Genomic DNA, 20,877 nt, shown 5'->3' with positions numbered 1-20,877 from the left:
CACCCAACCCTCCCCCATCGAGGGAGAGGGCTTTGGAGTCATTCCACATTCTGCACCTGTTCGCGGAACTGCTCGATGGTGGCTTTCAGGTCCAGGCCCACGGTCGTCAAGCCGGGCAGGGCCGATTTCGAGCACAGAGTATTGGCCTCGCGCATGAATTCCTGGGTCAGGAAGTCCAGCCGCCGTCCGGCCGGGCCCTCGCCCGCCATCAGCGCGCGGGCGGCGTCCACGTGGCCCGACAGCCGGTCCAGCTCCTCGCGGACATCGGCCTTCACGGCCAGGGCCGCGGCCTCCACCACGATGCGCTCGGCCAGGCCCGGCGTGTCGGGGGCCAGTTCGTTCATCCGGCGCTCGAAGCGTTCCTTGATGGCGGCGGCCTGCCCAGCGGCCTCGGTCTCGGCCTGGCTGACCAGGCTCGCCACCCGGTCGATCTGTCCGGTCAGCACGACGGCGAGCGCCGCGCCCTCCTCCCGCCGGTTGGCCAGCAGGGCGTCCAGCGCCGCGTTCAGGCTGACGGCCATGGCGGCTTCGACGGCGGCCACGGCCTCGGGGTCTTCGACCGCCTCACCGGCCTCGATCACACCGCGCAAGCCCAGCAGTCCGTCCAGGGACGGCGGCGTCGCCCTGCCCTCGGCCACCAGCAGCGCCCCGGCCGCCAGATAGCGCTCCACCTGTTCCAGATTGATGCTGACCTTGCCGTCGGAGTCCGTGCGCTTGCCGGTGACCCCGATGGTGACATTGCCCCGCTGGAAGCGGGCCTGCGCCGCCTCGCGGGCGACCCGGTCCAGGGCGTCGAAGCCCGGAACCCCGCGATAGCGGATCTCCAGGTTGCGCCCATTGACCGAGCGCGCCTCCACCGACCAGCTCCAGTCGCCCTGCGCGCCCTCGGCGCGGCCAAAACCTGTCATGCCGGACAGGGGCATCAGAGAGCTCCCAACTTTCGTCCTTCTCCCCTTGCGGGGTCGAGAGCGGCATTTCGCCAAATCGTTGGCGAAATGCATAGCCGGGCTTGAGTAGCCCGGCTCGCCCTCGACGGTGTCGGGCGAAGGCCCGACGGATGAGGGGTCGCGCTCCCCTCGGAGCAAGAACTCACGTCATCCCGGCCAAGGGCCGCCAGGGCCGCAGAGCCGGGATGACGACAACTGGACAGGTCGGCGCGACCCCTCATCCGACCCTGCGCTGCAGGGCCACCTTCTCCCGCAAGGGGAGAAGGAATCTGGCTCATTCCTCCACCGTCACATCGGGCGCGTCCACCGGGGCGGCGCCGGCCAGGCCGGGGCCCTCGCTGACGGGCGCCTTGCCCCCGTTGCGTTCGATGGCGCGCCACTTGGCGACGTTGGCGTTGTGCTCGGCGAGGCTCGAGGCGAAGACGTGCCCCCCCGTGCCGTCGGCCACGAAATAGAGCTCCGTGGTCTTGGGCGGGTCCAGCACCGCGGCGATGGCCGCCCGGCCCGGATTGGCGATCGGCGTCGGCGGCAGACCGTTGATGGCGTAGGTGTTGTAAGGCGTCTCCGCCGCCAGCTCCGAGGCGCGGATGCCACGCCCCAGGGGCCGGCCCTGGGTGATGCCGTAGATGATGGTCGGGTCGCTCTGCAGGCGCATGCCCTGGCGCAGGCGGTTGATGAACACCGCGGCCACCCGGGGCCGTTCGCTGGCCTTGCCGGTCTCCTTCTCGACGATGGACGCCAGGGTGATGGCCTCCTCCGGGGTGGTGAAGGGCAGGTCCGGCTGGCGCTTGGACCAGAGGGACGCGATCAGCTCGTCGCGGGCGTCCATCATCCGGCGCAGCACGGCCGAACGGTCCTCGCCGCGCTCATACTGATAGGTCTCGGGCAGGATCGAGCCCTCGGGCGGGGCGGCGGCCACCCCGGTCAGGTCGGCCTTGGCGGCCAGGGCCTCCACCACCATCTCGCTGGTGCGGCCTTCTGGGATGGTGATCTGGTGGCGGATGATCTTGCCGTCGCGGACGTCGGCCAGCACGCTGGCCATCGAGGCGCGGCTGGCGAACTCGTACTCGCCGGCCTTCAACCGCCGCGCGGCGCCGGTGATCTGGGCGGCGGCCACGAAGATCGGGGCCGAGCGGATCACGCCCTCATGGGACAGGGTCGCGGCGATTTCGGGCAGGCTGGAGCCCTGGCGCAGCATCACCGTGGTCATGTCGCCGCTCTTGGCCGTGGGGCCGGGTCCCTGGAACGACCAGGCCACCCACACCGCCACCAGCATCGCGGCCACGGCCAGGGTGGCCGCGGCGCTCAGCAGCATGATCATGAGCCTGCGCATGGGGGAGAGGCCGCCGTTGCGTTTGGGCGTTCGGGGCCTCTTGCTCACGTGACCTTCTTGAACACGACCGAGGCGTTGGTGCCGCCAAAGCCGAAGCTGTTGGACAGGGCGTACTCGATCGCCATCGGTTTCGCCTTGTGCGGGATCAGGTCAATGACCGTTTCCACGGACGGATTGTCCAGGTTCAGGGTCGGCGGCGCGATCTGGTCGCGGATCGCCAGGCAGGCGAAGGCCGCCTCGATGGCGCCGGCCGCCCCCAGCAGGTGGCCGGTGGCCGACTTGGTGGAGGACATCGAGATGTCCTTGGCGTGGTCGCCCATCAGCCGCGTGACGGCGGAGAGCTCGATCTCGTCCCCCATTGGGGTCGAGGTGCCGTGGGCGTTCACATAGTCGATGTCGGCCGGGGTGATCCCGGCGTCCTTGATGGCCATGGTCATGGCGCGGAAGCCGCCGTCGCCGTCCTCGGCCGGGGAGGTGATGTGGAAGGCGTCGCCCGCCAGGCCGTAGCCCACGACCTCGGCATAGATCTTCGCGCCGCGCGCCTTGGCGTGCTCGTATTCCTCGAGGACCACCACACCGGCGCCCTCGCCCATGACGAAGCCGTCGCGGTCCTTGTCGTAGGGGCGGCTGGCCTTTTCGGGGGTGTCGTTGAAATTGGTCGACATGGCGCGCGCGGCGATGAAGCCGGCCATGCCCACCGGGCAGATCGCCGCCTCTGCGCCGCCGGCGATCATGATGTCGGCGTCGCCGTACTTGATCAGCCGGGCGCCGTCGCCGATGGCGTGGGCGCCGGTGGCGCAGGCCGTCACCACCGAGTGGTTGGGGCCCTTGAATCCGTAGCGGATGGAGACCTGGCCCGAGGCCAGGTTGATCAGGGCCGAGGGGATGAAGAACGGGCCGATGCGGCGCGGACCCTTCTCGTGCAGCTCGATGGCGTTCTTCTCGATGGTGGCGAGACCGCCGATCCCCGAGCCGATGATGACCCCGGTGCGCTGCTTGTCTTCCTCGGTCTCCGGAACCCAGCCGGAATCCTTCACCGCCTCGTCGGCCGCAGCCATGGCGTAGAGGATGAAGTCGTCGACCCGGCGCTGGTCGCGGGTGCTCATGGTCTGGTCGGGGTCGAAGGAGCCCGCCACGTCGGGACCACCACCGCCACGCCCGTCAACGCGCGGCACCTCGAAGGCCACCTGACAGCCATAGTCGGCGGGATCGAAGGTCGTGACCCGACCCGCTCCCGACTTACCCGCCAGCAGCGCTTGCCAGGAATGCTCGGTCCCCTGCCCCAAGGGGGTCAGCAGACCGATGCCAGTGACCACGACTCGACGCATGGGGTGCTCCAAAACGCAGACCGCCGCGGCTCATATGAGCATCGCGGCGGTCAAATCTTGAACGAACTCTGGGCCTTAGGCGCCCAGACGTTCTCCGATGAACTTCACCGCGTCGCCAACGGTCTGGATATGCTCCGCCGCGTCGTCGGGGATCTCGATATCGAATTCTTCTTCGAAGGCCATCACCAGTTCGACGTTGTCGAGGCTGTCAGCGCCCAGATCGTCGATGAAGCTCGCCTTCTCGGTGACCTTCTCCGGATCGGCGTCGAGGTGTTCGATGACGATCTTACGCACGCGCTCGAGGATGTCGGACATCAGGTTTAGTTCCTCAATTAGTCACTTGATCCATCCGTGACCGCCGACATGTTGTCAACCGTTACGGAGCTTCGATTTCGGCCTTGGCCCAACCGCTTCGGGCGTGGCCGTAGCATGGTTGGTCAGCCTAGGCCAACAGTTCAGATCATCGCCATGCCGCCGTTCACATGCAGGGTCTGCCCCGTCATGTAAGCGGCTTCATCGCTGGCCAGATAGACGCAAGCCGCGGCCACATCGTTCCCCAGGCCCAGGCGTCCCGCCGGAATGGTCGCCAGGATCTGAGCCTTCTGCGCCTCGTTCAGGGCGTCCGTCATGGGGCTCTCGATGAAGCCCGGCGCCACGCAATTGACCGTGATGCCGCGGGTGGCGACTTCCTGGGCCAGGGCCTTGGAGAACCCGATCATGCCGGCCTTGGAGGCCGCGTAATTGGCCTGGCCGGGGTTACCCATCACCCCCACCACCGAGGTGATGCCAATGATCCGGCCCGCCCGCCGCTTCATCATCCCGCGCATCGCCGCGCGGCTGAGCCGGAAATAGCTCTCCAGGTTCACCTTCAGGACGGACTCCCAGTCCTCGTCCTTCATGCGCATCAGCAGGCCGTCCTTGGTGATGCCGGCGTTGGCCACCAGGATGTCCAGCGGGCTGCCCGCGGCCTCCTCGGCCTTGGCGATCAGGCCATCGACCGATTCGGCGTCGGCCAGGTTGGCCGGGGCGATGGAGGTCCGCGCCCCCAACTCTCCAGCCAGTTCGGCCAGCACGGCCTCCCGGGTTCCCGACAGCACCACATGGGCGCCCTGGGCGTGCAGGGACCGCGCGATATGGGCGCCGATGCCGCCGGTGGCGCCGGTGACCAGGGCGGTCTTTCCAGTGAGATCGAACATCAGAGGCTGCTCGCGAAGGCTTCAAGGTCGGCAGGCGTATTCAGCGGCGTGGCCTCAGCGTCGGGCGCGATGCGCTTGGCCATGCCCGACAGGACCTTGCCTGAACCGGCCTCGGCGAAGCGGGTCACGCCGCCCTCTTCCACCAGCCAGAGCATGCTTTCGCGCCATCGGACCCGGCCGGTGACCTGCTCCACCAGCAGGCGGCGGATCTCTTCGGGATCCAGGGTCGGACGGGCGGTGATGTTGGCTACCAGAGGCGCGCGGGGCGCCAGGATGGTCGCCGCGCCCAGGGCGCGCGCCATCTCGTCGGCGGCGGGCTGCATCAGCGGGCAGTGGAAGGGCGCCGAGACGTTCAGCGGGATGGCCCGCGCGCCCAGCTCCTTGGCCTTCTCGATGGCGGCGTCGACGGCGGCCTTGGCCCCAGAGATCACCACATTGCCGTTGTTGTTGTCGTTGGCCACGACGCAGACCCCGAAGGCCGAGCCGGCCTTGGCGGCTTCCTCGGCCAGGGCCACGTCGCTTTTGGGGCCGATCAGGGAGGCCATGGCCCCCTCGCCCACCGGCACGGCCCGCTGCATGGCCTGGCCGCGCAGCTTCAGCAGGCGCGCCGTGTCGGCCAGGCTGATGGCGCCGGCGGCGGCCAGGGCCGAGTACTCACCCAGCGAGTGACCGGCCACGAAGGCGGCCTTGTCGATGCCGATCTTGAACTCCTGCTCCAGCGTCCGGCTCACCGCCAGGCTCACGGCCATCAGGGCCGGCTGGGCGTTCTCGGTAAGGGTGAGCTGGTCCTCCGGCCCCTCCTTCATCAGCTTGAAAAGCTTCTGGCCCAGGGCGTCGTCGACCTCCTGGAACACTTCGCGGGCGCTGGCGAAGGCTTCGGCGAGGTCGGCGCCCATGCCCACGGCCTGGCTGCCCTGGCCGGGGAAGAGAAAGGCGAGGCTCATCTGGGGCTCCCTTCGACGCGCGTAGGCGCCACTTGATTCAAGGGCGGAGGGTTAGGGGATTGCGCCCCGGCGGGCAAGGCGGGCCGCATTCCGCGACGACAGGCTGGAAATCGTCCCGCTCCCCCCTCAAGCTGTCCCAAACCCTGGGAGGGAACGCCATGCGCGCCGTCATCCGCCGCAACAAGCAACTGGTCTGCGATGAGATCGAAGAGCTGACGCCCGGCGCGGGCCAGGTCCTCGTCAAGACCCTGGCCTGCGGCATCTGCGGGTCGGACCTCCACGCCCTGCATCACATGGAACACATGATCGAGACCTCGCGCCGCGCCAGCGGCGGAGGGGATGGCGGGGCCATGGGCGGCGGCTTCGACCCCACCGCCGACACCGTCTTCGGCCACGAGTTCTGCGCCGAGATCCTGGAACACGGCCCCGGAACCACCGGCCTGCTGAAGCCCGGGACCCGCGTGGTCAGCGTGCCGGCCACCATCACCGGGACCGGGGTCGAACTTCTCGGCTATTCGAACAACCTGCCGGGCGGTTTCGCCGAGCGGATGATCCTGTCGGAAATGATGTTGCTGGAGGTCAAGAACGGCCTGCCCACCGACCAGGCCGCGCTCACCGAGCCCTTCGCCGTAGGCGCCCACGCCGTGGCCAAGGCCCGCCTGGACAGGGACAGTGTCAGCCTGGTGATCGGCTGCGGGCCCGTGGGCCTAGCGGTGATCGCAGGGCTGAAGGCCAAGGGCCACGGCCCGGTCATCGCCGCTGACTACTCCCCGCGCCGCCGCGCCGCCGCCGAAATGCTGGGCGCCGACCTGGTGATCGACCCGGCCGCCGAGAGCCCCCACGCCCGTTGGGAGGCCTTTGGCGTCCCCACCGCCCGCGCCGCCCAGAACATGGCCCGGATGATGGGCAAGACCTTCGGCCAGCCGGTGGTCTTCGAATGCGTCGGCTCGCCCGGCATCCTGCAGCACCTGATCGAGGCCTCGCCCGCCGGCAGCCAGATCGTCGTCGCCGGCGTCTGCATGGAGACCGACAATATCGAGCCGGCCATCGCCATCACCAAGGAGATCGAGCTGACCTTCGTGTTCGGCTATTCGCCCGAGGAGTTCGCCCACACCCTGCACCAGATCTCCGAGGGGGTGATCGATGTCAGCGGCGTGGTCACCGGCAAGGTCGGCCTCTCGGAGGTGGCCCAGGCCTTCGTCACCCTCGGCGACCCGGAGTCCCACGTGAAGATCCTGGTGGAGCCCGGCCGTTGAGAACCTCCTTTGCCAGCTTCCCCACCTCAGCGGGCCTCAATGTCGCCGGTCTGCTGCGGACCCCGCGTGAGCCTGGCCCTGTGGTCGGCGCGGTCCTGATCTGCCACGGGTCCGACGGCGTCGATGGGCGGGGCGAGTACTATGCCGGCGCCCTCAACGAGGCCGGTCTCGCCACCCTGGAGATCGACATGTGGGCGGCGCGGAGCACCTCGCGCGGCGCCGCAGGGCGGCCACGCTCGCCGATGGAGACCCTGCCGGACGCCTTCGCCGCTCTGAAGTTCCTGGGCGAGCAGCCGGAGATCGACCCGGCCCGCCTTGGCATCCTGGGCTTCTCGTGGGGCGGGGTGGTCAGCCTGCTGAGCGCCACCAAGGACCGCGCCGATCCCCTTCGCGGCGACCTCCCGGGCTTCGCCGCCCACGTCGCCCACTATCCGGTCTGCTACGCCTATGCCGCCGATCCGCGCATGGCGCTGACCGGCCTAACGGGCGCGCCGATCCTGATCCAGACCGGCGACATCGACACCTATGACCACCCGGACGCCGGGGCCAAGCTGGCTGCCGCCCTCGCGGCCCAGGGCACGGCCGAGGTCCGCAACATCACCTATGCCGGCGCGGGTCACGGTTTCGACCGGGATCTGCCCGCCCAGACCATCAATGACCCCTTCGCCCACAACGGCGCGGGTGGGCCGGTGCTGATGGAATTCAACCGGCCGGCGGCGGAGGCGGCGCGGAACGAGGTGGTGGGCTTCCTCACGTCCACGCTCTAGGCAACGCAAGCGCCGCCTGACGCGTTCACGGACTCGAACATCGTGGAGGTCTCATGGCGGCGCGTCCAACCTGGCAGGGGCACCTGCGCCTCTCGCTCGTCTCCTGCCCCGTGGCTCTGTACACGGCGACCAGCCGCACAGGCGACGTCTCCTTCAACATGCTGCACAAGACCACCCACAACCGCATCCGGATGATCCCCACCGACCCGGAGACCGGGCCGGTGGACCGCGCCGATATCGTCAAGGGCTACGAGATCGAGAAGGACCACTATGTCGTGGTCACGCCCGAGGAGATCGAGAGCGTCCGGCTGGAGAGCACCCGGACCATCGACATCGACAAGTTCGTCGACGCCGAGGAGATCGACCGCCTCTATTGGAACGACCCCTATTTCCTGGTCCCGGACGGCAAGGTGGCCGTGGAGGCCTTCACCGTGATCCGCGAGGCCATGGAGAAGGCGGGCAAGATCGCGCTGGGCCGCCTGGTCATGCACCAGCGCGAGCGGATGCTGGCCATGGAGCCGCGCGGCAAGGGCCTGGTGGCCTACACCCTGCGCGCGTTCGACGAGGTCAAGAAGCCCGAGGCCTTCTTCGACGACATCCCGTCGGTGAAGGCCGACAAGAACATGATCGAGATCGCCGCCAAGATCATCGAGCAGCAGGAAGGTGACTTCGACGCCTCCGAGTTCAAGGACCACTACGAGGAAGCCCTGCGCGCCCTGATCAAGGAAAAGGAGAAGGGCGCCGGCCGCAAGGTCACTGTCGAGGAGCCCCAGGGCGCTGAGGTCATCGACCTGATGGACGCCCTGCGCCGCAGCCTGGCCGGGGACAAGAAGGCGCCGGCGAAGGCGGCGAAGGCGCCCGCCAAGAAAACGCCCGCCAAACACACGCCTGCGAAGAAGAGGGCTTAGATTTCTCCGCACATCCCGGCGAAGGCCCGGACCCAGATACATCCACCACATTCCGGATTCTTGGCGCAGGCTGTGACCTGCGACCTGGGTCTCGGCCATCGCCGGGAGGAGCGGTTGGCGGTCATACCTTCCCCAGCCGCTTGATCGCCGGCGCCAAGGGCCGCTCGGAGTCTAAATAGTCCTCCCAGGCGGTCAGCTTCTTGAGCAGGCTTGGCACGGTGCGGATAGTGTATCTGGCTGGATCGAGCCCCTTCCTCACCTGACCCCAGGTCAGGGGCATCGACACCGGCGCGCCCGACCGGCCCCGCGGGGAGAACGGCGCCACCGCCGTCGCTGTGCGATCGTTGCGCAGATAGTCGAGGAAAATCCGGCCACCCCGGTCCTTCTTGGCCATGGTGATCAGGAACTTGTCGGGCGCGTCGAGCGCCATGGCCTTGCAGACGTCACGGGCGAAGGCCTTGGCCGTGGGCCAATCGACCTTCCCGGCCTTCAGGGGCGTGACGACGTGGAGGCCCTTGCCGCCCGTGGTCTTGCAGAAGCTCACCAGTCCCAGCGCCTCGAGCCGGTCACGCACCTCGCGGGCGGCCTCGATCACCGCGTCGAAGTCGACGTCCGGCGCAGGATCCAGATCGAAGACCAGCCGCCCCGGAACCTCGGGCTTGAACGGCGCGCAGTTCCACGGGTGCAGCTCCACCGCCCCGATCTGCGCCGCTGCGACCAGGGCCTCGGCCCGGTCGATCTGCAGATAGGGCTTGTGGTCGCCCGTCACCTCGACCTCGGTGAACAGCGACGATGAGCCTCGCGAGGCGTGGCGTTGGAAGAAGGTCTCTCCGCCGGTGACGCCGTCGGGCATGCGGATGATCGAGCAAGGCCGCCCCTTGATGTGCGGCAGGATCGCGTCGGCCACATGCGAATAATAGGTGGCGAGATCGAACTTGGTGACGGGCTTGTCGTCATCGGCGTCGGGCCAAAGCGCCTTGCCGGCGCTGGAAATTGTGACGCCCATCACAACTGCCGAGCTCCTGGGAGTCACCGCCGTGGAAGCGACGGTGTTGCGGACCACGGCTTTCGGCGTCGGTTCGGCCAGTTCGGCGGTCTCGACCGGCTCGGGGACCTCGGTCTCCACCTCCCGGGCCGGCTTGTCGGCGCGCAGGCCCTTGAAGGCGGCCTGACGGATCGAGCCGTCGCCGGTGAAGCCGGCATACTCGATCTCGGCCACCAATTCGGGCTTCACCCAGTGGACGCCGGGAGCCTTCCTCGGCGCGCCCTGGCCGGTGAAGGGACTCTTGTCGCTCTCCAGGGCCTTCAGCTTGGGCAGCAGCTTGTCGACCTTGTCGCGGCCGAAACCGGTGCCGATCCGGCCCACGTGGATCAGATCGCCGTCACGATAGATGCCCGCGATCAGCGAGCGGAAGGCGTCGCCCGTCGTCGTCCAGCCTCCGATCACCACCTCGTGGCCTTGGCGGCACTTGGACTTGGCCCAGGTGTCGCTGCGGCCCGAGCGATAGGGGGCGTCGATCCGCTTGGAGATGATCCCCTCCAGGTCCAGGCGGCAGGCCGACTGCAGCACCGCGTCGCCGGCGGTGATGAAGTGGTCGACATAGCGGATATGGGCCGGCGCCTTGGCGAGCATGGCCTTCAAGCGATCCTTGCGCGCCGATAGCGGCAAGGCCCGCAGATCCTCGCCGCCCGCGAACAACAGATCGAAGGCGAAGAAGATCAGGTCGTCGGTCTTCCTTTCCGAGATCGCCGCCTGCAGCGCCGCGAAATCCGGTGCGCCGGTGTGATCCAGCGCCACCAACTCGCCATCGACGATGCTGTCGGGCAGGTGCGTCCCGGCCTTGGTGATCGCCGCGAACTTGGCGGACCAGTCCAGCCCCTTGCGGGTCTTCAGCGTCGCCCTGCCACCCACGGTGCGCAGCTGCATCCGGTAGCCGTCAAACTTGATCTCGTGCGCCCAGCCCGCCCCCCGTGGCGGCTTTTCCAAAGACTTGCAGAGCTGCGGCTCAACAAAGGCCGGCAGGGTCGCGACATGCCTGGCCTCTATCGACCTGGCGGCGGTCTTCGCCACCTTCGGCGACGCCGCCGCCGTGGAGTTTGCGTTCTGGCGGGTTCGCCAGACCGCGTCAGCGGCGGTCTTGGACGCGGTCATGAACGGCGGCGCGGCCCTGCCCTCTCCCGCCGCGATCTGGGCCATGCTGCGGTCCGAGGCGATCGAGCGGTCCTCGGCGGCCAAGGCGCCGTCCTCGCCTTCCACCGCCGCCTGGTCGCGATGTTTGATCAGCAGCCAGTTGTGGCGTTTTCCCTTGGCGTCGTCGCGCAGACGCACCAGCACCCAGGAGCCGTGGAGCCGACCGCCCTCCATGACGAACTTCAATTCGCCCTTCTTCAGCGCCTTATCGACATCCTCCATCCCGGGTTCCGGCGCCCAGTAGCCCCGGTCCCACAGCTGCACCGTGCCGCCGCCATACTGGCCCTTGGGTATGGTCCCCTCGAAGTCGCCGTAGTCCAACGGGTGGTCCTCGACCTCCACCGCCAAACGCTTGTCCGCCGGATCCAGTGACGGGCCTCGCGTCACCGCCCAGGACTTGAAAACCCCGTCGTGTTCAAGACGCAGGTCGAAGTGCAAGCGGGTGGCGGCATGCTTCTGGATGACAAAGCGCAGGCGGTCGGAGGCCACCACCTTGGCGTCACGGCCCGACGGTTCCACCGTCTGTCCGAAGTCCCGCATCTGCTGATAGCGAGCAAGTTTCGACGTGGCCACGGCCGCCTCCAGTCCGGTTAGAACTGCCGAAACGATTGGCGCTGATACTCGATCCAGCGGGACGCGAAGATGAACGGCAGATAACAAGAGCCTACGGCTAAGCCTTTGAAACCTGCGAGAAAACGTCGCGTTTCGCGTTCTCGGTTGCGCGAACGCAGGTCGCCCCGTACGGGTATTGAAAGCTGGGGAGCTTGTAGTGTGGTGACCACTCAATGGCTTTGACCATGTCCGGCGATCCGACCGCCCCCCTCGCCTTCACGATCGACGCGAGCAACTCGCCCCAGGCGTTCCAGAACGCCGACGCCCGTGGCGGCACGTCGGGCGGCAAGGAAAGCTTTACGGTGGCCGAGGCCGCAAACCGTCTGGTGGGCGGCGAGCCCGGATGGTCCAGCGCCCTGGGCGTCGGCTTCACCGTCACCTACGCCTTCCGCGCGGATGCGCCCTCAAAAATGCCCGAGGACGCCACGGGCTTCAGCCGGTTCAACACCAACCAGATCACCACAACCGAAATGGTGCTGAAGGGGTGGTCGGACGTCGCCAATATCACCTTCGTGCGGGTGGGCTCGGGCGCCGGCGGCGAGGGCGCCTACAGCAATTCCGCCAGCATCCTGTTCTCCAACTATTCCAGCGGAGTCGAGGGCGCGTCAGCCTTCAGCTTCTATCCGGGCCGTACGGACTTCTCATCGTCGGCCGGCGACGTCTGGGTCTACAGCGGTTCCGGCTACAACGTGAACCCTACCATCGGAAACTACGGCGGCTCGGTGCTGGTCCACGAACTGGGTCACGCCATCGGGCTTGGCCACCCCAGCGACTACGACGCCAAGGACGACACCTCGCCGACCTACAGCGCCAGCGCCGACTATGCCGAGGACAGCCGGCAGTACACGGTGATGAGCTACTTCAGCGAGAGCAACACCGGCGGCGCGTTCGGCGGGGTCTATTCCGCGGCCCCCATGCTGGACGACATCGCCGCGGCCCAACTCGAATACGGCGCCAACACCACCACCCGGACCGGCGACACCACCTACGGATTCAATTCCAACGCCGCGCGGCCCTGGTTCGAAGCGACCTCGGGCGGCAGCCGGTTGGTGTTCGCCGTCTGGGACGCTGGCGGCAAGGATACCTTCGACTTCTCCGGCTTCGGCCAGAACCAGATCATCGACCTTCGCGCTGGCTATTTCTCCAATGTGGGCGGCCTGACCGGCAACGTGGCCGTGGCCGTGGGAACCGTCATCGAGAACGCCATCGGCGGCTCGGGGTCTGACCAGATCAACGGCAACAGCGTCGCCAACAACATCTTCGCAGGCCCCGGCAACGACACCGTCGATGGCGGCGGGGGCGACGACTACCTGCGGGGCGATTCCGGTGACGACAGCCTGATCGGTGGCGCGGGTTTCGACGACCTCAACGGCAACCAGGGCAATGATACGGTGCGGGGCGGCGAGGGTCCCGACTGGGTCGTGGGCGGCCAAGCCAACGACCTCCTCTACGGCGACGCTGGGGACGACGTGGTCTACGGCAACCTGGGCGCCGACACCCAGGACGGCGGCGACGGCCGGGACTGGGTGCGCGGCGGCCAGGGCGACGACAGCATCTCCGGCGGCGCGGGCGACGACTGGATGTCGGGCGATCTCGGAAACGACACCATCAGCGGCGGCGCGGGGGCGGACATTTTCCACACCTGGGGCGCGGCGGGCCTCGACCGCGTGATCGACTTCAACCTGGCCGATGGTGATCGCGTCCAGGTCGACATCGGCACGATCTACACGGTGGACCAGGTCGGCGCCGACACGGTCATCTCCATGACCGGCGGCGCCCAGATGGTCCTGGTGGGCGTCCAATCCAGCAGCCTCAGCGGCGGCTGGATCTTCGCCGGGTAAACCTAGGCCGCTCGGCGGGCGGGCCTCTCCGCCGGCGCGGTGCTGATACGGAATTTCGCGGCGGACTCCGCCAAGGTCTGGGCCTCGTTGGCCAGGCCGTGGCTGGCGGCGGTGGATTGCTCCACCATGGCCGCGTTCTGCTGAGTCACCTGATCCATCTCGTTGACGGCGGTGTTGACCTGAGCCAGTCCGATGGACTGTTCCTGGGCGCTGGCGGCGATCTCGCTCACCAGGGTGTCGATCTCGGAGACACGACCCACAATCCGCTGCAGCGCCTCGCCCGTCTGACCGACCAGATGGACGCCTGACCCCACCTGCTGACTTGAGGCGCTGATCAAGGCCTTGATCTCGCGGGCGGCCTCGGCGGAGCGTTGGGCCAGGGCCCGGACTTCGGACGCCACCACCGCGAAGCCACGACCGGCCTCCCCGGCCCGCGCGGCTTCGACCCCGGCGTTCAGGGCCAGCAGATTTGTCTGGAAAGCGATCTCGTCGATGACCCCGATGATCTGGCTGATCTCCTGAGCCGACTTCTCGATCTCGCTCATGGCCGAGACGGCCTGTTGCACGACATCGCCGCTGGTCTGGGCGTCGCCGCGGGCCGCCAGGACGACGTCGGAGGCTGCCTTGGCCCCGGTGGCGGTCTTACGCACCGTGGCGGTGATTTCGTCGAGGGCCGCGGCGGTCTCTTCCAGGCCGGCGGCCTGCTGCTCGGTGCGGCGTGACAGATCGTCGGCGGCCGAAGCGATCTCGGAGGCTCCGCTACGAATGGTCCGGGCCGACTGCACGATGCCGGCCAGGGTGAGCTCAAGCCGTTCCGCCGCGCCGTTGAAGTCGGTGCGCAGGGTTTCGTACTTGGGCGGGAACGCCTGTTGCAGGCGGGCGGTCAGGTCGCCGTCGGAGAGCTGCTTCAGCCCCCGCGCCAGACCGTCCACCACCTGGGTGCTTTCGGTCTCCACGGTGCGCTGCAGGGTTTCGCGGTCCTGCGCCGCAGCGTTCTCGGAGGCGCGAGCGCCTTCGGCTGCGCGCATGGCGGTCTCAGCCTCAGCTTTCGCCGCGGCGGCCGTGGCCACCGATGCGGCGGAGCGACCGAACATCGAGGAAATGTTGGAGGCCGCCCACATCAGAACCACCGCCTCGGCGATCAGGATCACGGCGTGCAGCACCACGCGGCCCAGATCACCGCCGCCGGGGAAGACCGCGGCGGGCAGGACGAAGCTCAGCAGCAGGTGGTGAACCGCCACCACCACGGCGCCCGCCGCTATGGCCCGCCAGTCGCAATAGACGATCAACGCGGCCAGGGCCGCGAAATAGGCCATGTGCATGTCGATCTGCCAGGCGCGACCTGCGAAGGCCGCCACCAGCAGCGAAACCGAGCCCATCAGCGCCGCGGACGCCGCGATCCGCACGCCGGCGGGGTTCAGCTTCCAGAAAACCGTGACCGCGCCGGCCAGCCCCGCTGACGCCAGGCCGAAGCCAAGCCACGGCGCCTTGATCAACAGGGCCGCGACCAGGGTGACGGCCGCCAGAACCCACAACGCGCCGACGATGATTCGATCGGCGAACCTCCGCTGTTCCTCGATGGATTGGAACATGGTGAGCTCCTAGACGCTGCAGGGCGCGACACGCCCGGGATCAATGGAAAACAGGGCGCCGGCCTGGCGCAGGCGCGCGGCGGCGTCACCCTGGTCGACGCGGACGATGACGATGAACGGTAACGTGCCGACCGCCAGGACTGAACCGGCGTCGGAAGCCGCCACCAGGGCCGCCTCCCGGCCCCACCAGGGCGGAAAGACACCGGCCGCCTCGCGTGCGTCCAACGGCCGGGCGCCCAGCAGGGTGGCCGCGCCGACGCCGGCCACGGCGATCAGGCCGGCGAAGACCAGGCTGGAAAGCGGTAGGCGGTCGGAAGGCGAGTCAGCGCGCATGCCTCCACATGGGGCCGCGCGGATTTAGGAACGTTTAACCATGAAACCCGGCGGGCGGATTTTTCGAGCGAAATCAAATGCTCAGAGTTGCGTCAGGGCAGGTTACGCCACCTCAGGGTGAGCTTAGTCGTCAGCCTGGTCGTCATCGTCGTCGTCAGCCGCCTCGGCGGCGACCACGACCTTCTTGGCGCGGGATTTGGGCGGAGCCTTGGGAGGAAGGCGCGACAAGCGCTCGGCCAGTTCGGCGTCGATCAGCGGCAGCAGGGCTGAGGCCTGCTCGGCCTGGCGGGCGACGTCGGAATTCTCGAGACGCTGGGCGTTAGCGCGCAGGTTGGCGAGGCCTTCGTCATCGAGCGTGGGGATCAGATCGGCCATGGACATGGGCAGCTCCCGTCAGCGCGAACGCCGCGTAAAAAGACCGGGGCCGGCGCGAGGATCGCGCCGGCCCCTTATCGTCTTAGGCCGACTTCAGATTGACGGCGCTTTCCTTGCCGGAGCGCTGGTCGCGCTCCATTTCGTAGGAAACCGTGTCGCCTTCGTTCAGGCCGTTGAGGTCCGAACGCTCGACGGCGGAGATGTGGACGAAGACGTCCTTGCCGCCGTCAGCCGGCTGGATGAAGCCGAAGCCCTTGGTGGAATTGAACCATTTGACAGTACCGGTCGCCATGACAGCCTCCGAGAGATGCGTAGGCTCGCCGGAAGAGCCCGGCGGGCCATCGAGGTCTGAGAGGGTCGGCTTCGAAAGTTCCGCGCGCTGAGCGAGAGGGCTTAAGAGCGTTGCGCGGCAGAGATCGACGCCGACATCATGCGCCTTTCCCCGACCATAGACCAGACAAACCGCCGACAGCTCCGTTGCGGGCGATGACATGGGCGTGATAGGCCGCGCCACATGACCGACCAGCCCGACCCCACGCCCGAGGAACTCAAGGCCGCCAGCCGCCGCAAGTGGTTTGGCCGGATTCTGTTGATCGGCTTCGGCATCCTGCTGCTGGCGCAGATGATCCCCTTCGTCCTCCGCTCCGGCGAGTTCGGATAACGGCGGCCGAACATTCGTTTGACAGGCCGCGCGGGCGCTCAAGTAAGATGCCCGCAATGACGCCGCGTAAGGCGTTGCGGAGGAACCTGCATGCGCCTGACCCAACCTCGGATCGCCCCGGTCGATCTCGGCAAGCTTGATGAGGCCCAGACCGAGGTCCTGGCCCCGATGGTGGCCACGGGTCGCGTCCTCAACATATTCCGCACGATGGTCAACGCGCCCAAGGCGGCCAAGGGCTTCCTGGCCTGGGGCAACTATGTCCTGTCGCGCCGCAATGACCTGCCCGGCCGCGAGCGCGAGATCGTGGTCCTGCGCATCGGCTACCTCTGCAAGTCAGGCTACGAGTGGACCCAGCATGTGCCGATCGGCAAGCGCGAGGGTCTGACCGCCGAGGAGTGCGAGGCCATCAAGGGCGGCGCCGACGCCCCCGGCTGGAGCGCCGCCGACCAGGCCCTTCTGCGGGCCTCCGATGAGCTGCACCACGACCAGTTCATCACCAACGCCACCTGGGCCGCCCTGAAGGCCCACTTCAGCGACAAGCAGTGCATGGACGTGGTGTTCACCGCCGGCCAGTACACCCAGGTCTCGATGATCCTGAACTCCTTTGGGGTTCAGCTCGACGAGGGCCAGACCCTTGATCCCGACCTGAAGGGATTCTGAGCATGGCGGACCGCTTGAAGGGCAAGACCGCCATCATCGTCGGCGCCGGCCAGACGCCGGGCGAGACCATCGGCAACGGCCGCGCCATGTCGATTCTGTTCGCCCGCGAAGGCGCTGAGATCCTCTGCGTCGACCGGGTCGCCGAGCGCGCCGAGGAAACCGCCGCCATGATCATGGCCGAAGGCGGCAAGGCTACCGCCTTCACCGCCAACGTCACCAAGGCCGACGACGTCGCCGCCATGATCGAAGCCGGCAAGGCCCGGCTCGGCCGCATCGACATCCTGGTCAACAATGTCGGCATCGGCGGCGGCGACGGCCCGGCGCACCGCGTCGAGGAGGCAGCCTTCGACCGCATCCTCTCGGTCAACCTCAAGGGCATGTGGCTGACCATCAAGGCCGCCATCCCCACCCTGCGCGAGCAGGGCGGCGGGGCCATCGTCAACATCTCCTCCCTGGCCGGGATCGCCGGTGGAAACCAGGTGGCCTACGAGGTCTCAAAGGCCGCCGTGAACCGCCTCACCACCAGTGTCGCCCAGTCCAACGCCGCCAAGGGCGTGCGCTGCAACGCCATCATGCCGGGCCTGATGGACACCCCCATGGCCGTCGCCGGCATCGCCCAGGCTAGCGGTCAGGAGCAGGAGCAGGTCCGCGCCGCCCGCAACGCCCGCGTGCCGTTGGGGGGCAAGATGGGCAACGCCTGGGACACCGCCTATGCGGCGCTCTTCCTGGCCTCCGACGAGGCGGGCTTCATCACCGGAGCGATCCTGCCCGTGGACGGCGGCATGGGGAGCCGGATCGGATGATCCTGCAACGCCGAACCTTCCTGGCCGGGGCTACGGCGTTTGTCGCCTCCCCAGCCCTGGCCGCGCCTGGCGTGGTCCATGTGAAGCTCACCACGCCGGTCGGCGCCATCGTCCTGGCCCTGGAACATGCCAAGGCCCCGGTCACCGTCGCCAACTTCCTGCGCTACACCGACACCAAGCGCTATGACGGGGCGACCTTCTACCGGGCCTCGCGGCCCAAGGGCTACACCGCCGACGACTACGGCTCCATCCAGGGCGGGCTGCAGAACGACCCGGCCAAGGTGATGAAGCCCATCGGCCACGAACCCACCACCAGGACCGGCCTGTCCCACACCGACGGCGCCATCTCCATGGGCCGCTTCGCGCCGGGCAGCGCCACCTCGGACTTCTTCATCTGCGTGGGCGACAACACCTATCTGGACGCCAACCCCAAGGCCAAGGGCGACAACCTGGGCTTCGCCGCCTTCGGCTACGTCGTCGAGGGCATGGACGTGGTCCGCAAGATCCTCGTCAAGCCGCGCGACCCCAACGCGGGGGTCGGCGTCATGAAGGGCGAGATGCTCAAGCCCCCCGTGAAGATCCTGAGCGCGCGGCGGACGACGGCGCCCGTCCCGAAGGTCGAGACGCCGCCGGTCGAGGTCGCGCCCGTCGCGCCGCCTACGCCTTCGCCGTCGCCGGAGGCGCCCCAGGGGTGAGCCGGCGCTGGGCCAGCGCCGCGCAGGAGGCCTGTCCGATCGGCCCCTGCTCGTCGTAGAGCCAGCATTCGCCGATCGCCACGCCGTCGGTGGCGTGATGGTCGGCGACCTCGAACCCGATCCACTCGGTGGCCGGCAGCCGGTGCAGATAGACCGTCACGTCGGAGTTGATATAGCCCAGCCCCTCGGTGCTGGAATTGGCGAAGGGACTGGAGAAGTCCGCCGCCAGGGACACCCGCTGGAACGGTGTCAGGGGCGTGCCCTCCACCATCTCGCGGACTTCGCTCATCCAGGTCTTGCGCGGTCCCGGCTGGCCAAAGCCGCCGGTGATCGGCCGCATGGCCCACATGCCGCCCATGCCCTGACGCCCGTCGGTGGGGGGCTCGAGGTCGGCGGGCTTGGGGGCGTCCCAGTCGGGCCTGTGCCAGGACTCGCCCGGCGAGTTCTCGGTGCGCTTGAGGAACTGCACCGAGGCGCGCGCCATGCTGACCCCGCCGGAGATGAACTCGGCGTCCACCACCCGGATGCGGTTGCCATCGCGGACCACCGTGGTCTTGACCTCGACCGGGTCGAAGCCGGGCAGCCGGTACATGTCCACCGTCAGGCGGGCCGGCGTGAAATCAGGGCTGCCGTGCTTGGCCTCGATCTCGAAACCGAGCAGGCCGACAATGACGCGGCCGTGCAGGGACTGAGGATTCCAGGGGCCACGGCAGGATGGTTGCGGGACGTAAAATTGACCGTCCCTTTTGAAAAAAGGTTCGTTTTGCATGGAGCGGGACCATGACGGATTCCATCCGGCCACGCGAGCCCACCCTCTCCCAGTTTTTCTAGGCCGGAGTGTAGACCGCCAGGTTCGTGCGGATGCGCTCCAGGATCGGCTCATCGCCGGTCTCGACCTCGAACGCGCGGCCCGTGATGGTCTCGAAGGCCTGGATATAGACCCGGGCGGTCTCGTCGATCATCTCAGCCGGGATTTCCGGGATGGGATCGGTATAGGGGTCGCAGCGCGCCGCCACCCAGCTGCGCACGAAATCCTTGTCGAAGCTGTCGGGCCGCTCGCCCTTTTCAAACCTCTCCGCATAGGTCTTGGCGAACCAGTAGCGGCTGGAGTCAGGGGTGTGGATCTCGTCGGCCAGGATAATCTGGCCGTTGGTGTCGACGCCGAACTCGTACTTGGTGTCCACCAGGATCAGGCCACGTGACGCGGCCATCTCCTGCCCGCGGGCGAAGAGGGCCAGCGCGTACTTGCTCAGCACCTCCCATTGCAGCGCGCTCAGCAGCCCTTGCTCGACGATCTGCGCCGGCGTCAGCGGCGCGTCGTGCTCGCCGTCATTGGCCTTGGAGGTCGGCGTGATGATCGGGGTGGGCAGCTTCTGATTGTCGGCCAGGCCATCGGGCAGCCTGTGGCCGTACATCTCGCGCTGGCCCTTCTTGTAGAGCGTCAGGATGGAGGTGCCCGTCGTCCCGGCCAGATAGCCGCGCACCACGATCTCCACCGGCAGGATGTCCAGCCGCGTCCCCACCACCACATTGGGGTCGGGATAGGCCAGCACGTGGTTGGGACAGATGTCGGCGGTGGCGTCGAACCAGAACCGCGCCGTCTGGGTCAGGACCTGCCCCTTGTAGGGGATCACCGCCAGAATTGAGTCGAAGGCCGACAGCCGGTCGCTGGAGACGATCACCATCCTGCCGTCGCCCAGGTCGTAGGTGTCGCGCACCTTGCCCCGGTAGTGGTTGGGCAGCTCGGGAAGGTTGGCGTCGGCCAGCACCTGGTCGGGACGCGCGGGCAGAGTCGGTTTCATCGTTCCGCTATGCTGCGAAGACAAAGCGCCGTCCAGTTCGTATGATCATCGCACCTTGAAGGAACACCCGAAAATGAAACGCCTGATCGCGCTCGCCGTCCTGGCCGCCGCCGCCGCCACGCCCGCCCTCGCCGACCTCGCCGTGGGCTCCAAGGCGCCTGACTTCAAAGCCCCGGCCTATCTGGCGGGCAAGCCCTTCACCTTCGACATGGCCGCGGCCCGCAAGAAGGGGCCGGTGGTGATGTACTTCTTCCCTTCGGCCTATACCGGCGGCTGCAATCTTGAGGCCCACCTGTTCTCCGAGGCCGCCGACGACTTCAAGGCCCAGGGCGCGACCCTGATCGGGATCACCGCCGGCAAGGTCGAACGCCTCGCCGAATTCTCCGCCGACACCGCGACCTGCGGCGGCAAGTTCCCCGTCGCCGCCGATCCGGGCGCCAAGATCGCCAAGTCCTACGACTCGCCGATGAAGATGGCCGGCATCAAGGCCCCGGTGGACCTCTCGGCCCGCACGTCCTATGTCATCGCGCCCGACGGCACGGTGCTGCTGGCCTACGACAACCTCAAGGCCGACGACCACGTCAGCCAGACCCTCGGCGCGCTGAAGGCGTGGAAGGCCAAGCAGAAGAAGTA

The 20,877-nt window shown here is 67.9% G+C and carries 22 protein-coding genes; 9 read left to right on the top strand and 13 right to left on the bottom strand.

The annotated features are described in order from the left end of the window. Window positions 1-38: 38 nt before the first annotated feature. From AAC997_RS00410 to fabD, 6 genes are all read right to left on the bottom strand, one after another. Window positions 39-923, bottom strand: a complete 885-nt coding sequence (locus AAC997_RS00410) for a YicC/YloC family endoribonuclease (protein ID WP_340643718.1) — start codon at window positions 921-923, stop codon at window positions 39-41. 298 nt (window positions 924-1,221) lie between these two features. Beyond that, window positions 1,222-2,328 carry an endolytic transglycosylase MltG gene (gene mltG / locus AAC997_RS00405; RefSeq protein ID WP_340643717.1) on the bottom strand — a complete coding sequence of 369 codons (1,107 nt, stop codon included), beginning with the start codon at window positions 2,326-2,328 and terminating at the stop codon, window positions 1,222-1,224. After that, on the bottom strand, window positions 2,325-3,608 hold the full coding sequence (fabF, locus tag AAC997_RS00400) for a beta-ketoacyl-ACP synthase II (protein WP_340643716.1): 1,284 nt from the start codon (window positions 3,606-3,608) through the stop codon (window positions 2,325-2,327). The genes mltG and fabF overlap by 4 nt, the downstream gene beginning before the upstream one ends. Window positions 3,609-3,683: 75 nt before the next feature. Next, window positions 3,684-3,923, bottom strand: coding sequence for an acyl carrier protein (locus AAC997_RS00395; RefSeq protein WP_056019455.1), 240 nt, complete (start codon window positions 3,921-3,923; stop codon window positions 3,684-3,686). Between the two features lie 140 nt (window positions 3,924-4,063). Further along, window positions 4,064-4,804 carry a 3-oxoacyl-[acyl-carrier-protein] reductase gene (gene fabG, locus AAC997_RS00390; RefSeq protein ID WP_340643715.1) on the bottom strand — a complete coding sequence of 247 codons (741 nt, stop codon included), beginning with the start codon at window positions 4,802-4,804 and terminating at the stop codon, window positions 4,064-4,066. Next, window positions 4,804-5,748, bottom strand: a complete 945-nt coding sequence (fabD, locus tag AAC997_RS00385; protein WP_340643714.1) for an ACP S-malonyltransferase — start codon at window positions 5,746-5,748, stop codon at window positions 4,804-4,806. Before fabD ends, fabG begins: the two co-directional genes overlap by 1 nt. A 158-nt stretch (window positions 5,749-5,906) precedes the next feature. Between fabD and AAC997_RS00380 the strand changes: the two genes are divergently transcribed. Genes AAC997_RS00380 through AAC997_RS00370 form a run of 3 tightly spaced genes read left to right on the top strand, consistent with a single transcriptional unit; the run spans window position 5,907 to window position 8,679 of the window. Next, on the top strand, window positions 5,907-7,004 hold the full coding sequence (locus tag AAC997_RS00380) for a zinc-binding dehydrogenase (protein WP_340643713.1): 1,098 nt from the start codon (window positions 5,907-5,909) through the stop codon (window positions 7,002-7,004). Beyond that, window positions 7,001-7,771, top strand: a complete 771-nt coding sequence (locus AAC997_RS00375) for a dienelactone hydrolase family protein (protein WP_340643712.1) — start codon at window positions 7,001-7,003, stop codon at window positions 7,769-7,771. Before AAC997_RS00380 ends, AAC997_RS00375 begins: the two co-directional genes overlap by 4 nt. Before the next feature lie 53 nt (window positions 7,772-7,824). Continuing rightward, window positions 7,825-8,679 carry a Ku protein gene (locus AAC997_RS00370; protein WP_340643711.1) on the top strand — a complete coding sequence of 285 codons (855 nt, stop codon included), beginning with the start codon at window positions 7,825-7,827 and terminating at the stop codon, window positions 8,677-8,679. Between the two features lie 121 nt (window positions 8,680-8,800). On the opposite strand, the gene ligD is transcribed toward AAC997_RS00370, so the two are convergent. Beyond that, entirely contained in the window at window positions 8,801-11,443 is a 2,643-nt protein-coding gene (gene ligD, locus AAC997_RS00365; RefSeq protein ID WP_340643710.1) for a DNA ligase D, read from the bottom strand. A gap of 224 nt (window positions 11,444-11,667) precedes the next feature. Between ligD and AAC997_RS00360 the strand changes: the two genes are divergently transcribed. Next, window positions 11,668-13,323 (top strand): M10 family metallopeptidase C-terminal domain-containing protein, encoded by a 1,656-nt coding sequence (locus AAC997_RS00360; protein ID WP_340643709.1) that lies wholly within the window; start codon window positions 11,668-11,670, stop codon window positions 13,321-13,323. A 2-nt stretch (window positions 13,324-13,325) separates the two neighbouring features. Here AAC997_RS00360 and AAC997_RS00355 read toward each other — a convergent pair whose 3' ends face one another. From AAC997_RS00355 to AAC997_RS00340, 4 genes are all read right to left on the bottom strand, one after another. After that, window positions 13,326-14,915 (bottom strand): methyl-accepting chemotaxis protein, encoded by a 1,590-nt coding sequence (locus AAC997_RS00355; protein ID WP_340643708.1) that lies wholly within the window; start codon window positions 14,913-14,915, stop codon window positions 13,326-13,328. Between the two features lie 9 nt (window positions 14,916-14,924). Beyond that, window positions 14,925-15,248 (bottom strand): hypothetical protein, encoded by a 324-nt coding sequence (locus AAC997_RS00350; protein ID WP_340643707.1) that lies wholly within the window; start codon window positions 15,246-15,248, stop codon window positions 14,925-14,927. A gap of 123 nt (window positions 15,249-15,371) precedes the next feature. Beyond that, on the bottom strand, window positions 15,372-15,629 hold the full coding sequence (locus AAC997_RS00345; RefSeq protein WP_340643706.1) for a hypothetical protein: 258 nt from the start codon (window positions 15,627-15,629) through the stop codon (window positions 15,372-15,374). 76 nt (window positions 15,630-15,705) lie between these two features. After that, window positions 15,706-15,915, bottom strand: a complete 210-nt coding sequence (locus AAC997_RS00340; protein ID WP_293496682.1) for a cold-shock protein — start codon at window positions 15,913-15,915, stop codon at window positions 15,706-15,708. Between the two features lie 222 nt (window positions 15,916-16,137). Between AAC997_RS00340 and AAC997_RS00335 the strand changes: the two genes are divergently transcribed. The 4 genes from AAC997_RS00335 (at window position 16,138) to AAC997_RS00320 (ending at window position 18,442) form a co-directional block, all read left to right on the top strand. Then, window positions 16,138-16,284, top strand: a complete 147-nt coding sequence (locus AAC997_RS00335; protein ID WP_340643705.1) for a hypothetical protein — start codon at window positions 16,138-16,140, stop codon at window positions 16,282-16,284. 90 nt (window positions 16,285-16,374) lie between these two features. Beyond that, entirely contained in the window at window positions 16,375-16,944 is a 570-nt protein-coding gene (locus AAC997_RS00330) for a carboxymuconolactone decarboxylase family protein (protein ID WP_340643704.1), read from the top strand. A gap of 2 nt (window positions 16,945-16,946) precedes the next feature. Continuing rightward, a complete protein-coding gene (locus AAC997_RS00325) occupies window positions 16,947-17,747 on the top strand; it encodes an SDR family NAD(P)-dependent oxidoreductase (protein ID WP_340643703.1) in 801 nt (266 codons plus the stop codon). After that, window positions 17,744-18,442, top strand: a complete 699-nt coding sequence (locus tag AAC997_RS00320; protein WP_340643702.1) for a peptidylprolyl isomerase — start codon at window positions 17,744-17,746, stop codon at window positions 18,440-18,442. The genes AAC997_RS00325 and AAC997_RS00320 overlap by 4 nt, the downstream gene beginning before the upstream one ends. Here AAC997_RS00320 and AAC997_RS00315 read toward each other — a convergent pair. Then, the gene (locus AAC997_RS00315) at window positions 18,405-19,211 is read right to left on the bottom strand and encodes a thioesterase family protein (RefSeq protein WP_340643701.1); all 807 of its coding nucleotides are present in this window, start codon (window positions 19,209-19,211) and stop codon (window positions 18,405-18,407) included. The two genes, AAC997_RS00320 and AAC997_RS00315, sit on opposite strands and share 38 nt — an antisense overlap. Before the next feature lie 58 nt (window positions 19,212-19,269). Continuing rightward, a complete protein-coding gene (locus AAC997_RS00310; protein WP_340643700.1) occupies window positions 19,270-20,244 on the bottom strand; it encodes a phosphoribosylaminoimidazolesuccinocarboxamide synthase in 975 nt (324 codons plus the stop codon). 73 nt (window positions 20,245-20,317) lie between these two features. On the opposite strand from AAC997_RS00310, the gene AAC997_RS00305 reads away from it, so the two are divergent. After that, window positions 20,318-20,877: peroxiredoxin (locus tag AAC997_RS00305; protein WP_340643699.1), on the top strand; the 560-nt coding region annotated here is incomplete at its 3' end.

Source organism: Phenylobacterium sp. (genome assembly GCF_037968635.1).
In the GTDB taxonomy this organism is placed as follows: Bacteria; Pseudomonadota; Alphaproteobacteria; order Caulobacterales; family Caulobacteraceae; genus Phenylobacterium.
This window is presented reverse-complemented; position numbering and strand designations above follow the sequence as displayed.

Excerpts from the sequence above, each read along its gene's own strand:
- AAC997_RS00315 (WP_340643701.1), bottom strand. The coding sequence starts at position 19,211 with ATGCAAAACGAACCTTTTTTCAAAAGGGACGGTCAATTTTACGTCCCG.
- AAC997_RS00380 (WP_340643713.1), top strand. The coding sequence starts at position 5,907 with ATGCGCGCCGTCATCCGCCGCAACAAGCAACTGGTCTGCGATGAGATC.
- AAC997_RS00350 (WP_340643707.1), bottom strand. The coding sequence starts at position 15,248 with ATGCGCGCTGACTCGCCTTCCGACCGCCTACCGCTTTCCAGCCTGGTC.
- AAC997_RS00340 (WP_293496682.1), bottom strand. The coding sequence starts at position 15,915 with ATGGCGACCGGTACTGTCAAATGGTTCAATTCCACCAAGGGCTTCGGC.
- AAC997_RS00335 (WP_340643705.1), top strand. The coding sequence starts at position 16,138 with ATGACCGACCAGCCCGACCCCACGCCCGAGGAACTCAAGGCCGCCAGC.
- AAC997_RS00310 (WP_340643700.1), bottom strand. The coding sequence starts at position 20,244 with ATGAAACCGACTCTGCCCGCGCGTCCCGACCAGGTGCTGGCCGACGCC.
- AAC997_RS00410 (WP_340643718.1), bottom strand. The coding sequence starts at position 923 with ATGCCCCTGTCCGGCATGACAGGTTTTGGCCGCGCCGAGGGCGCGCAG.
- AAC997_RS00330 (WP_340643704.1), top strand. The coding sequence starts at position 16,375 with ATGCGCCTGACCCAACCTCGGATCGCCCCGGTCGATCTCGGCAAGCTT.
- fabF (WP_340643716.1), bottom strand. The coding sequence starts at position 3,608 with ATGCGTCGAGTCGTGGTCACTGGCATCGGTCTGCTGACCCCCTTGGGG.
- AAC997_RS00395 (WP_056019455.1), bottom strand. The coding sequence starts at position 3,923 with ATGTCCGACATCCTCGAGCGCGTGCGTAAGATCGTCATCGAACACCTC.
- AAC997_RS00320 (WP_340643702.1), top strand. The coding sequence starts at position 17,744 with ATGATCCTGCAACGCCGAACCTTCCTGGCCGGGGCTACGGCGTTTGTC.
- fabD (WP_340643714.1), bottom strand. The coding sequence starts at position 5,748 with ATGAGCCTCGCCTTTCTCTTCCCCGGCCAGGGCAGCCAGGCCGTGGGC.
- fabG (WP_340643715.1), bottom strand. The coding sequence starts at position 4,804 with ATGTTCGATCTCACTGGAAAGACCGCCCTGGTCACCGGCGCCACCGGC.
- AAC997_RS00345 (WP_340643706.1), bottom strand. The coding sequence starts at position 15,629 with ATGTCCATGGCCGATCTGATCCCCACGCTCGATGACGAAGGCCTCGCC.
- AAC997_RS00360 (WP_340643709.1), top strand. The coding sequence starts at position 11,668 with ATGTCCGGCGATCCGACCGCCCCCCTCGCCTTCACGATCGACGCGAGC.
- AAC997_RS00325 (WP_340643703.1), top strand. The coding sequence starts at position 16,947 with ATGGCGGACCGCTTGAAGGGCAAGACCGCCATCATCGTCGGCGCCGGC.
- AAC997_RS00355 (WP_340643708.1), bottom strand. The coding sequence starts at position 14,915 with ATGTTCCAATCCATCGAGGAACAGCGGAGGTTCGCCGATCGAATCATC.
- AAC997_RS00370 (WP_340643711.1), top strand. The coding sequence starts at position 7,825 with ATGGCGGCGCGTCCAACCTGGCAGGGGCACCTGCGCCTCTCGCTCGTC.